This window comes from Aeromonas sp. HMWF014, from assembly GCF_963878295.1.
In the GTDB taxonomy this organism is placed as follows: domain Bacteria; phylum Pseudomonadota; class Gammaproteobacteria; order Enterobacterales; family Aeromonadaceae; genus Aeromonas; species Aeromonas popoffii.
Map to the genome: position 1 here is coordinate 1 of NZ_CAWNYS010000034.1, position 11,093 is coordinate 11,093.

Annotated in this window: 10 protein-coding genes; 1 reads left to right on the forward strand and 9 read right to left on the reverse strand. The window is 58.8% G+C overall.

Features of this window, described 5'->3' with window-relative positions; genetic code table 11:
• Positions 1 to 119: 119 nt before the first annotated feature.
• The 7 genes from glpG to AAC083_RS01225 all read right to left on the reverse strand — a co-directional run bounded on the left by glpG (position 120) and on the right by AAC083_RS01225 (position 6,397).
• On the reverse strand, positions 120 to 953 hold the full coding sequence (gene glpG / locus AAC083_RS01195) for a rhomboid family intramembrane serine protease GlpG (protein ID WP_042036117.1): 834 nt from the start codon (positions 951 to 953) through the stop codon (positions 120 to 122).
• Between the two features lie 29 nt (positions 954 to 982).
• Positions 983 to 1,306, reverse strand: coding sequence for a thiosulfate sulfurtransferase GlpE (glpE, locus tag AAC083_RS01200; RefSeq protein WP_042036079.1), 324 nt, complete (start codon positions 1,304 to 1,306; stop codon positions 983 to 985).
• A 124-nt stretch (positions 1,307 to 1,430) separates the two neighbouring features.
• On the reverse strand, positions 1,431 to 2,132 hold the full coding sequence (locus AAC083_RS01205; RefSeq protein WP_108535675.1) for an ABC transporter ATP-binding protein: 702 nt from the start codon (positions 2,130 to 2,132) through the stop codon (positions 1,431 to 1,433).
• 16 nt (positions 2,133 to 2,148) lie between these two features.
• Entirely contained in the window at positions 2,149 to 2,922 is a 774-nt protein-coding gene (gene livG / locus AAC083_RS01210; protein WP_042036082.1) for a high-affinity branched-chain amino acid ABC transporter ATP-binding protein LivG, read from the reverse strand.
• Positions 2,919 to 4,187, reverse strand: coding sequence for a high-affinity branched-chain amino acid ABC transporter permease LivM (locus AAC083_RS01215; protein WP_042036083.1), 1,269 nt, complete (start codon positions 4,185 to 4,187; stop codon positions 2,919 to 2,921). The genes livG and AAC083_RS01215 overlap by 4 nt, the downstream gene beginning before the upstream one ends.
• 97 nt (positions 4,188 to 4,284) lie before the next feature.
• The gene (gene livH / locus AAC083_RS01220) at positions 4,285 to 5,211 is read right to left on the reverse strand and encodes a high-affinity branched-chain amino acid ABC transporter permease LivH (RefSeq protein ID WP_108535676.1); all 927 of its coding nucleotides are present in this window, start codon (positions 5,209 to 5,211) and stop codon (positions 4,285 to 4,287) included.
• Positions 5,212 to 5,275: 64 nt separating this feature from the next.
• Positions 5,276 to 6,397: a branched-chain amino acid ABC transporter substrate-binding protein gene (locus AAC083_RS01225; protein WP_181364616.1), complete on the reverse strand. Its 1,122-nt coding sequence runs from the start codon at positions 6,395 to 6,397 to the stop codon at positions 5,276 to 5,278.
• A 435-nt stretch (positions 6,398 to 6,832) separates the two neighbouring features.
• Here AAC083_RS01225 and AAC083_RS01230 point away from each other — a divergent pair, with 435 nt between their 5' ends.
• A complete protein-coding gene (locus AAC083_RS01230) occupies positions 6,833 to 7,837 on the forward strand; it encodes a substrate-binding domain-containing protein (RefSeq protein WP_042036086.1) in 1,005 nt (334 codons plus the stop codon).
• 69 nt (positions 7,838 to 7,906) lie between these two features.
• Here AAC083_RS01230 and AAC083_RS01235 read toward each other — a convergent pair whose 3' ends face one another.
• Positions 7,907 to 9,232: a 6-phospho-alpha-glucosidase gene (locus AAC083_RS01235; RefSeq protein WP_219927856.1), complete on the reverse strand. Its 1,326-nt coding sequence runs from the start codon at positions 9,230 to 9,232 to the stop codon at positions 7,907 to 7,909.
• Entirely contained in the window at positions 9,229 to 10,818 is a 1,590-nt protein-coding gene (locus AAC083_RS01240; protein ID WP_108535678.1) for an alpha-glucoside-specific PTS transporter subunit IIBC, read from the reverse strand. Before AAC083_RS01240 ends, AAC083_RS01235 begins: the two co-directional genes overlap by 4 nt.
• Positions 10,819 to 11,093 lie beyond the last annotated feature (275 nt).

The window sequence follows — 11,093 nt, forward strand, 5'->3', positions numbered from 1 at the left end:
GCGGTACCCTGGTCCAGGTGACCAATGGCAGCCTGCTCAAGCAGTAAGCCAGTCGGCTAATAAAAACGCCGCCCTTCGGGGCGGCGTTTTCGTTTCTGCGACTGGGGCAGGGCAAACCGTCAGGCTGGCTGGTGGTTTCTGTCCAGCCAGCCTTGCAGCAGACCGACCAGCAGACCCACCAGGTGGGCCATGTTGGCCGTGCTGGTGCCGAGCAAGTCGAAGAAACCGAGCACCAGCCAGAACAGCATGAAACCCATCAGCGCCGGTGGCAGAGTGAGGCCGCAGGCCGGTTGCAGCTTGCCGCGCAGCCAGCAGTAGCCGAGCAGGGCATAGACAACGCCGGAGAGGCCGCCAAACCGCGGGCCACTGACGAAGAACTCGGCGATGTTGGGCAGGGCAGCCCCCACCAGCAGCAGGATCAGCAGCTTGCCGCTGCCGAGGCGCTGCTCTATCTGGCCCCCCAGATACCACCACCACAGCAGGTTGAACACCAGGTGCAGCACCGAGAAGTGGATAAAAGCCGGGGTGAAGTAACGCCACGCCTGCCAGTCGGTAAACTGGGCCATGGTCAGGTGGAACGCCAGCTCGTCAAAGATCGGCAGGCCGATGGCATTCAGCGCATAGATGGCCAGACAGGCAATGATCACCACCAGGGTCAGCGGCCCCGCCTGATGGAGGAAGTCGGTGATGGGATCCGTCATTCCCTTGCTGTAGTCGATGCGGGCATCGGCGCTGCCTGATTGCCAGGAGGCCTCCATGTAGCGCGGATGGGTCGGCTCGGCCAGGAAGCGTTTCACCTCCAGCTGGGCCTGGGCGAGGCGCTGCTCGTCCGCCAGCCAGACCGAGACGCCGAGCTCGGACTGGGTCAGCTCGCAGGAGATGCCCAGTGTCGCAAGGTAGTCTACCAGCGCCTGGGCCATGCGGGCGTTATCGAGCACCAGCAGCTGGATCATGCCGGTTGAGGAAGACTTGCCCGCCCCTGTCATGCGTCGCCTGCCTGAACGGGGAATGCTTTGCGCCACGCCTCGAAGCCGCCATCCAGGCTGTAGACCTGGTCATAGCCCTGTTGCAGCAGATACTGGGCTGCCCCCTGGCTGCTGTTGCCGTGATAGCAGATCACTATCACGGGGGTATCGAAATCCACCTCATCCATGAAGCGCACCAGGGTGCCATTGGTGAGGTGGAAGGCGCCGACCGCGTGGGCAGCCTCGAAGGATTGCGGATCGCGAATATCCACGAGGCGGGCTTCACCAGCGCTGAGCTTCTGGTGGGCATCATGGGCACTGATATGGGCAAACTGGTCCATTGAGAGGTCCTGCGAATAGGTTGATTACCGGTCAGTGTACCGCAAGCCGGGGCGCAAACTAACCCCACAAAAGATAAGGGAGCCAGTGGCTCCCTTGTCGTTATGGTGAACGTCTACACGCCTGTCAGCCGCCGAGATAAGCCTGCCGCACGGCCGGGTTGGCGAGCAGGGCTGCGCCTGTGTCATGCAGTACCACATGGCCGTTCTCCAGCACATAGCCCCGATCGGCCAGTTTGAGTGCCTGGTTGGCGTTCTGCTCCACCAGGAAGATGGTCATTCCCTTCTGGCGCAGCTGCTCTATGGTGTCGAAGATCTGCTGGATGACGATGGGGGCCAGCCCCAGTGAGGGTTCATCCAGCAGCAGCAGGCGCGGCTTGCTCATCAGGGCGCGGCCGATGGCCAGCATCTGCTGTTCGCCGCCTGACATGGTGCCTGCCCGCTGTTGCAGCCGCTCGTGCAGCCGCGGGAACAGAGTGAACACCTGATCCAGCAGCCCATGCTGTTCGGCCTTGTCGACGAAGAAGGCGCCCATCAGCAGGTTCTCCTGCACCGTCAGGCGGGCGAAGATGCGACGCCCCTCCGGCACCACGGCGATGTCCTTGCGCATGATGCGGGCCGTGGTGAGGGAGCTTATCTGCTCCCCCTCGAACCAGATGCTGCCGCTGCTGGGCTTGGGCTCGCCGCACAGGGTCATCAGCAAGGTGGTCTTGCCGGCGCCGTTGGCGCCGATCAGGGTGACGATTTCCCCCTCTTTCACCTCGACGCTGACGTCATGTAGTGCCTGGATCTTGCCGTAGTGGGTCGATACGTTGCGAAGTTCTAACATCGTGACTCCTTGGGTCCTACGATTCGCCCAGATAGGCCTTGATCACGGCTGGATTGTTGCGGATCTCATCCGGCTTGCCGTGGGCCAGCGGGGTGCCCTGATTGACCACGAAAATGCGGTTGGAGATGCCCATCACCAGCTTCATGTCGTGTTCGATAAGCAGCACAGAGACGCCAAATTCGTCCCGCAGGTTGATGATCAGCTCGTTCAGCTCATCGGTCTCGTGCGGGTTGAGGCCGGCGGCCGGCTCGTCCAGCATCAGCAGATCGGGCCGGGTTGCCATGCAGCGGGCGATCTCGAGCCGGCGTTGCTGGCCATAGGCCAGGTTGCCGGCGGTGCGATTGGAGAGATCCTTGAGGCCCACCTTTTCCAGCCAGAAGGCGGCGTGTTCCAGCCCCTCCTGCTCGGCACGGCGAAAGGCCGGGGTTTTGAACAGGCCGGCGATGAAACTGGTGTTGAGATGGCGATGCTGGGCCACCAGCAGGTTCTCCACCGCCGTCATCTCCTTGAACAGCCGCACATGCTGGAAGGTGCGTACTATCCCCTTGCGGGCGATGAGGTGACCGGGTAGCCCCTGGATCTCCTCACCCTTGTAGCGAATAACGCCGCCGCTCGGGCGATAGAAGCCGGTCAGGCAGTTGAAGACGGTCGTCTTGCCCGCGCCATTGGGGCCAATGATGGAGATCACCTCCCCTTTGTCTATGTCCAGCTTGACGCCGTTGACTGCGAGCAGCCCACCGAAGCGCATCGACAGATCAGAGACGTCCAACAACTTCTGATGAGTGCTCATTTCTGTAGCTCCAGGTGAGGTCTGGTCATCGGCAGCAGTCCCTGTGGTCGCCAGATCATCATGAACACCATCAGCAGCCCGAACATCAGCATGCGGTACTCGTTGAATTCACGGGCCAGCTCAGGCAGAACCGTCATCACGATAGCGGCCAGCACAACCCCGATCTGGGAGCCCATGCCGCCCAGCACTACAATCGCAAGGACGATGGCCGACTCGATAAAGACGAAGGATTCCGGGCTGATAAAGCCCTGGCGCGAGGCGAAGAAGCTACCGGCGAAACCGGCAAAGGTGGCACCAATGGTGAAGGCGGTCAGCTTGATGATGGTGGGGTTGAGCCCCAGTGACTTGCAGGCGATTTCGTCCTCCCGCAGTGCTTCCCAGGCGCGGCCCAGCGGCATGCGCAGCAACCGGTTGATGACGAACAGGGTGGCCACCACCAGCACCAGCGCCATCAGGTAGAGGAAGATCACCTTGTGGTTGGCGTTGTAGGCGATGCCGAAGAAGTCGTGGAAGGTGCCAAAGCCACCGTCCTTGACGGTGCGGTTGAACTCCAGGCCGCCGAGCGTCGGTTTGGGAATGCCGGAGATGCCGTTCGGGCCGCCGGTGAGGCTGGTCATGTTGTTGAGCAGAATGCGAATGATCTCGCCAAAGCCCAGGGTGACGATGGCCAGGTAATCTCCCCGCAGCCGCAACACAGGAAAGCCGAGCAGGAAGCCGAAGGTAGCCGCCATCAGGCCCGCGATGGGCAGACACTCCCAGAAGCTCAGCCCGAAATAGGTGTTGAGCAGGGCATAGCTGTAGGCGCCGACCGCGTAGAAGCCGACATAGCCCAGATCCAGCAGACCGGCCAGGCCCACCACCACGTTCAGCCCCAGTCCCAGCATGATGTAGATCAGGGTGAGGGTGGCGAGATCGATGGCGCCTCGCGAGGCCATGAAGGGCCAGCTCACCGCAAACAGCAGCACCAGCACGGCGGTCAGGTTATAGAGCTTTGGTGCCTCTTCCGGGCTTGGCAGCACCAGCTTGTTGAAGCCGATGGAGAAGCCGCTGATGGAGCCGTTGAACAGCCGGCTGATCTGGCCGCGCAACATCTGGAACCAGAATACCAGGGCGGCACCGCCCACCAGCCATGCCAGTGACACGTCGAGGCGGCTGATGACCAGCAAACGGGTGCCGTCGGTCTCGAGCTTGAAGCCGAGCAACCAGAAGGAGAGCACCAGCAATACCAGGCTGGCGATGCAAGCGTGAATGAATTGGCTTTTCATCAGTCTTTCTCCCCTTCCGGTTGGCCGAGAATGTCGCTGATGGACATGAAGAGCCGCATCAGACAGGAGACAGGTGCATGAATACATTGAGGTTTTATCATACTTTTTCGACCTCCGGGCGACCCAGAATGCCGGTGGGCATGAACAGCAAGACGCCGATCAGCAGGACGAAGGCCATCACATCCTTGTACTCGGTGCTGAGATAACCGGCGGTGAGTGCTTCCACCACCCCCAGCAGCAGGCCGCCAAGCACGGCGCCGGGAATGCTGCCTATGCCACCCAATACCGCTGCAGTGAAGGCCTTCAGGCCGGCCATAAAGCCGAGGTAGGGGTTGATGACGCCGTAATACATGCCGAGCAGCACGCCCGCGACGGCGGCCAGGGTGGCCCCCAGTACGAAGGTGATGGAGATGACCACGTGGGTATCTATCCCCAGCAGGTTGGCCATCTTGATATCTTCCGAACAGGCGCGGCAGGCTCGGCCCATGCGGGAGCGGCCGATGAACTGGGTCAGTACCAGCATGGTGATGAAGGTCACCACGAAGATGATGAGCTGCATGTAGGAGAGGCTGGCCTGGAAGCCGTCCCCGGCGCCCAGGGTCCAGCCCCCGGAGATCAGGGTAGGCATGGCGATATCACGCGAGCCCTGCGCCATTCGCATCATGTTCTGCAAGAAGATCGACATGCCGATGGCGGAGATGAGGGGGATGAGGCGGTTGCCGCCCCGCAGCGGGCGATAGGCGACCCGCTCTATGGTCCAGCCATAGGTTCCCGTGATGATGATGCTGACCAGGAAGGCGCCTCCCAGCAGCAGGAAGGTGCTGTCGATGCCCATCATCATGAGCCCGGCCATCACCATAAACGCGACATAGGAACCAATCATGTAAACCTCGCCGTGAGCGAAGTTGATCATGCCGATGATGCCATAGACCATGGTGTAGCCAATGGCGATCAACGCATAGGTGCTACCTATGGTTAACCCGTTCAGCAGCTGCTGAACCAGGTAAAGGAGGTGTTCGGACATACTGCGATCCCTGTGCTTGCCCGCAAAGAAAAGAGGGGTGACTCATGTCACCCCGACCGGCAGATTATTTGACTTGGGTGGAGGTACCGTCGGCGTGCCACTGGAACACACCGAATTCAAAGCCTTTCAGGTCACCACTCGGCGCCCAGCTCAGGGTGCCCATGACGGTATCGATCGGTGTGGCCTTGATGGCGGCAGCGACCGCAGCCGGGTCATCCTCACCCGCTTTGGCAATACCGGCCGCCAGGGTCTGCACCGCAGCATAGGTAGTCCACACGAAGGGACCGGAAGAGTCCTGACCCTTGGCCTTGAACGCCGCCACCAGCGGGGCGTTGGTCGGCACCAGATCGTACTTGTTCGGCAGGGTCACCAGCAGACCTTCGGAAGCCGGGCCACCGATGGCGGAGATGTCCTTGTTGCCGACCCCTTCCGGACCCATGAACTTGGCTTTCAGGCCCTTCTCCCCAGCCTGACGCAGGATCAGACCCAGCTCAGGGTGGTAGCCGCCGTAGTAGACGAAATCGACGTTCTCTTTCTGCAGCTTGGCGATCAGGGCGGAGAAGTCCTTGTCACCGGCCGTGACGCCTTCAAACGCCACCACTTTCACGCCGGCCTTGTCCAGAGATGTCTTCACGCTGGTGGCGATGCCTTCACCGTACTGTTTCTTGTCGTGGATAATGGCCACGCGCTTGGGCTTGACCTGCTCGATGATGTACTTGGCGGCGGTCGGGCCCTGGTCGCTGTCCAGACCTATGGTGCGCAGCACCAGCTGATAGCCGCGCTCGGTGATCTTGGGGTTGGTGGAGGCGGGGGTGATCATCAGCACGCCTTCATCTTCATAGATGTCGGAGGCGGGCAGGGTGTTGTCTGAGCAGAGGTGGCCGACCACGAACTTGACACCGTCGTTGATCACCTTGTTGGCGACCGCCACGGCCTGCTTGGGATCGCAGGCGTCGTCATAGATGATGGCTTCGATCTGCTTGCCATTGATGCCGCCAGCTTTGTTGATTTGCTCGACCGCCATCTTGCCGCCGGTGAACTGCATGTCACCATACTGGGCGACCGCACCGGTGACCGGGCCGGCAATGCCGATCTTGATGGTGTCAGCCGCCTGGGCCAGTGATACCGATCCGAACAGAGCCATAGAAACCGCTGCCCTGACTGCCATTTTGCTCAACTTATTCATCGATTCGTCCCTTAATCAGTGGATTGTTTCATTGCCCGTGTGCCATTCCGGACCGAGATCCCGCCAGTCCGGTAATAGTTATGGTTCTATCATTCCTCGCTGGGCAATAACAAGCTGTTAAAGATACTAACCAGAGCGGGTGAGATAGTGCTTTTTTGAAGCAAATAGCTGATTTAAAATTATTTTTCAGACGTTAATACTGATTTGTATAGTTAACATCTTCATAACAAGGTGTGCTGGTGACAGATGGTAGATGAAAAAACTGATGATATTTTACTCTGACACTGCTCCCGTTTTGACCAAAATCCGTTTGCGCAAATAGAAAGGAGCACCTAGATTAGCCTGCATTGACAATTCATCGGCAGTGCCTGTTAAAACCAAGCCTTTATTTGGGAAATCTGCTAATGTTCCGCTTTTGATATTCAGGAGACAGAGATGGCCACTATCAAGGATGTCGCCTCACGGGCAGGCGTATCCATCTCCACCGTCTCACATGTACTCAATCACACCCGTCGGGTCAGCGAAGATGCAACCCAAAAAGTGCTTGAGGCGGTGGCAGAACTCAACTACGCGCCCAACTCGGTAGCGCGCAGCCTCAAGATAAACTCAACCAAAACCATAGGCATGCTGGTCACCACCAGTGCCAACCCCTTCTTTGCTGAAGTGGTGCAGGGGGTGGAAGCGTACTGTTTCGAACAGGGTTACAGCCTGATCCTGTGCAACACCGAAAACCAGCCGCCCCGCCAGCAGCATTACCTGAGAATGCTGATGGAGAAGCGGGTCGACGGCCTGCTGGTGCTGGGAACCGATATCGACACCCCGCTGCGTGACATGCTGCGCATTCACAAGAATGTGCCGCAGGTGGTGCTGGATTGGGGAACCGAGTGCGATTTCGCCAACGTGATCAACGACAACGCCCGTATAGGTGCGCGTCTGGCCGTGCGCCATCTGCTGGAGCAGGGGCACACGGACATCGTCTGCATCACGGGCCAGATCGCCAAGCCGACCACCCAGCAGCGACTGGATGGGGTACGCGACGCCTTGGGCGAACATGGCCTGACCCTGAAAGACGCGCAGATCTTCGAAGGGGATTACGAGAGCCAGAGCGGCTTCGATGCCATGCAGCGCATCCTGGCCCTCACGCCTCGCCCGACGGCTGTGTTTGCCTTCGACGACCCCATGGCCATCGGTGCCATCTGCGCCGCCTGGGAAGCCGGGGTCAAGGTGCCGGACGACATCTCCATCATCGGCTATGACGACGTGGAAATGGCGCGCTTCTCCAGCCCGCCGCTCACCACCATTCGTCATCCCAAGGCCGAGCTTGGCTTGCTGGCAGTGAAGCACCTGGTGAGCCGGATCCGCAACAAGGCGCTGGAAGTCGAGTCCATGACGGTAGAGCCTGAACTGATCGTTCGTCGCTCGGTCAAATCCCTGCGCTGACCGAACAGCAGTCGTTGGCACCACGAAAAACCCCCTCGTTCACCGAGGGGGTTTTTGTTTATGGGCGATTTATTGCAGCGGCGGCCAGTAATCCTTGTTGGCGGTCACCAGGTCATCCAGGATGGCCTTCGCCACCGAGGCGCTCGGCACCGTTTTGGACAGGGTGATCGCCTGCCACAGCTTCTGGTAGGAGCGTTCGACCCAGGCTTCCACCACCAGCTTCTCGACCGCCACCTGCTGGCCCATCAGGCCCTGCTGGAACAGGGGGATAGTGCCGACCTGCAAGGGCTCCGGCCCGCTGCTGCCCACCAGGCAGGGGATCTCGACCATGGCTTCGGGGTCGAAGTTGCTGATGGCGCCCCGGTTCGGGACTATCAGCAGCATTCGCTCCTGGGTGTTGAAGGCGATGGCGGTGGCCAGATCCACTATATAAGAGGCGTGTTCGTCTATCTCCAGCTCGCCCGCTGCTGAGTGACCCGCCTTGACGATGGCACGGCAGGCGCTGAACACCTGTTTCTCGCGATGCTCCATCACCTCATTGGCGCGGGTATGTTCAGGGTTGGCGTGGGCGACCACATAGTCCGGGTAGAGGTAGTACTTCAGGTAGGTGTTGGGCAGGGTATCCGGATCGAGCGCCCACACATCCCTGGCCTTGGCGAAGGTATCGTTCCAGCTTGCCTCGGCATGACTGGCGTGATCGGGCACATAGCCGTGGCGGGCGACATGCTCCTTGATCTGCGGCATCAGGTCGTTGCCTGCCAGATCCTCGATACGGGTCCACCAGCCGAAGTGGTTGAGGCCGTAATAGCGTACCCGCATCTCCTTGCGTGACTTGAGGCTGGCGATCTGGGCCATGCGCCCCTCGATCCCGATCGGCATGTCACAAATGTTCAGGATCTTGGCGTTGGGACGCAGGCGACGGGTCGCCTCCGCCACTATGGCTGCCGGGTTGGAGTAGTTCAGCATCCAGGCGTTGGGGGAGTACTGCTCCATGTAATCGACCAGCTCCAGCACGCCACCGATGGATCGCATGCCGTAAGCGATGCCGCCCGGGCCGCAGGTCTCCTGACCGACCACGCCGTGACGCAGGGGGATCTTCTCGTCCAGCTCGCGCATGGGGTATTTACCGACCCGGATGTGGGCCATGACAAAATCCACCTCGCTGAAGGCTGCCTTGGGGTCAGTGCCGTAGCTGAAGGCAATCTCGGGTGCCTTCTCCTTGAGCAGGATCCGGCATGCCTCGGCGATGACTTCCTGGCGGGCACCGTCGTTGTCGTAGAACTTGATCTCCTTGAGCGGGAAACGATGCTGGTTCTCCAGCAACATCAGAACGATACCAGGAGTAAAGGTGCTGCCGCCGCCGGCGATGACTACAGAGAATTTTTTCATGATCATGACTCCGTTACGAAAGAAGAGGATTGAGTGGGGTTGTTCATTATCGATTCCATATTTTCACGTACCTGAGGCACATGCAGACCGATAATGATTTGGATGCTGTCGCCATGGCGAACCACACCATGGGCGCCCAGTTGTTTGAAAATGTCATCTGCCGCTGCCTGGCTGGCATGTATCAGCGATATTCTTAAGCGGGTGGCACAATTATTCAGGCTCCTTATATTGTTGCTGCCGCCGAGTGCCTCGATAATTTGAGTCGCAATATCACTGCCTCGTTGTTGTTTGGCTGCCTGATAATCCGCTTTGGAATACAGCTTTATTTCGCTGTCTTCCCGCCCCGGGGTTTTCAAATTAAATTTCAGGATCAGGCTTTTGAATATCAGGAACCAGAGCCCGGTGAACGCCAGGCCTATGGCTATCTGGGTAAACATCATGCTGGCATGGTTGTGGAACATGGGGATCCAGTTCTGCGGCAGGAACTGGTCGAGCAGGCCGCCGCCCATGTTGCCGACGACACCGAACAGGTACATGACGGTGGCCATGGTGGCGGCCAGCAGGGCGTGGATGGCAAACAGCAGCGGCGAGATGAAGAGGAAGGTGAACTCCAGCGGCTCTGTGATGCCGACCAGCATGGCGGTCAGAGTGGCCGGGATCAGCAGGCCTGCCACCTTGGCCTTGTTCTCTTTGGCTGCCGTTGCGTAGATGGCCAAGGCAATCCCCATGGCACCGAAAATCTTCGAGTTGCCATGCAGGGCAAAGCCACCCTGAGGGAACTGCTCAATCAGCGGGCGAGTGCTCTGGCTGAACTCCTGCAGATGCTGGGCCCAGTAGAGCTGGATGCCACCTTCCACTGCCGCAGGGCCGAAGATAAAGGGGCCATAGATAAAGTGATGCAGGCCGGTCGGGATCAAAATTCGCTCGAGGAAGGTGTAGACCCAGACACCGAGCGGGCCCGAGATCAGCATGAACTCCTGCAGGGAGGCGATGCCCATCTGTACCTTGGGCCACCCCTGCAGGGTCAGCCAGGCGCAGGGGATCATCACGAAGAAGGCGACTATGGTGACAAACGAGCTGCCCTGAAAGATGCCGAGGAAGACCGGCAGCTGGCGGTCAAACAGACGGTTGTGCAACGCCGTCACTATGCCTGAGATGAAGATGGCACCTATGATGCTGGTATCCAGCGTCTTGATCCCGGCCACCATGGCGAGGCCACTTTCACCCCCCACATCCTGACTGAAGTCGACCCCGAAATAACTGCCCCAGGTGATCCCCATGGCGTTGATGAAATAGTTCCAGGTCATGAGGCTGACCAAGACGGAGAGACAGGCTCGTGCCTGCGCCTTATTTGCCAGTCCTATGGGCAAGCCAATGGCAAATATAAGTGGCATGTTTCTGAATACGGTCCAGCCACCCTCTTCAATAATATGGACTATTTGAAAGAACAACCCTTGCGGGTTGGCCAGCGACTCTCCCACGAACATGGGGTTTTTCAGCATGATTGCAATGCCCACTACCATACCTGCAAATGGAAACAGTAGTACAGGAGTAAACATTGCTCCGCCAAAGCGTTGAATTTGACTGAGCATATATTGTCCCTTTATTAAAAGAGTTTTTGATAGGGTGTCGTTGGTGTTGCTGAATTGAACCTAACAACAATGCGTCAAGCCCTCATGAAATAGATGGTGGTTATGTGATCCGGCGCATGCTCTTATTTAGACAAAGAGATCTAAATTTTGAGATATTGTTGTACCTCTTGTTTTTGTGACGTTCTTGTTGTTTTATTTGAATTTAAACTTATTTATTTTCAATTGCTTGGGCCTGATGAGCCTCAACGGGGGGGTCGCAGGTACAGGTTGAGAGA

Excerpts from the sequence above, each read along its gene's own strand:
- glpE (WP_042036079.1), bottom strand. The coding sequence starts at position 1,306 with ATGGACCAGTTTGCCCATATCAGTGCCCATGATGCCCACCAGAAGCTC.
- livH (WP_108535676.1), bottom strand. The coding sequence starts at position 5,211 with ATGTCCGAACACCTCCTTTACCTGGTTCAGCAGCTGCTGAACGGGTTA.
- AAC083_RS01235 (WP_219927856.1), bottom strand. The coding sequence starts at position 9,232 with ATGATCATGAAAAAATTCTCTGTAGTCATCGCCGGCGGCGGCAGCACC.
- AAC083_RS01230 (WP_042036086.1), top strand. The coding sequence starts at position 6,833 with ATGGCCACTATCAAGGATGTCGCCTCACGGGCAGGCGTATCCATCTCC.
- glpG (WP_042036117.1), bottom strand. The coding sequence starts at position 953 with ATGATCCAGCTGCTGGTGCTCGATAACGCCCGCATGGCCCAGGCGCTG.
- AAC083_RS01205 (WP_108535675.1), bottom strand. The coding sequence starts at position 2,132 with ATGTTAGAACTTCGCAACGTATCGACCCACTACGGCAAGATCCAGGCA.
- AAC083_RS01215 (WP_042036083.1), bottom strand. The coding sequence starts at position 4,187 with ATGAAAAGCCAATTCATTCACGCTTGCATCGCCAGCCTGGTATTGCTG.
- livG (WP_042036082.1), bottom strand. The coding sequence starts at position 2,922 with ATGAGCACTCATCAGAAGTTGTTGGACGTCTCTGATCTGTCGATGCGC.
- AAC083_RS01240 (WP_108535678.1), bottom strand. The coding sequence starts at position 10,818 with ATGCTCAGTCAAATTCAACGCTTTGGCGGAGCAATGTTTACTCCTGTA.
- AAC083_RS01225 (WP_181364616.1), bottom strand. The coding sequence starts at position 6,397 with ATGAATAAGTTGAGCAAAATGGCAGTCAGGGCAGCGGTTTCTATGGCT.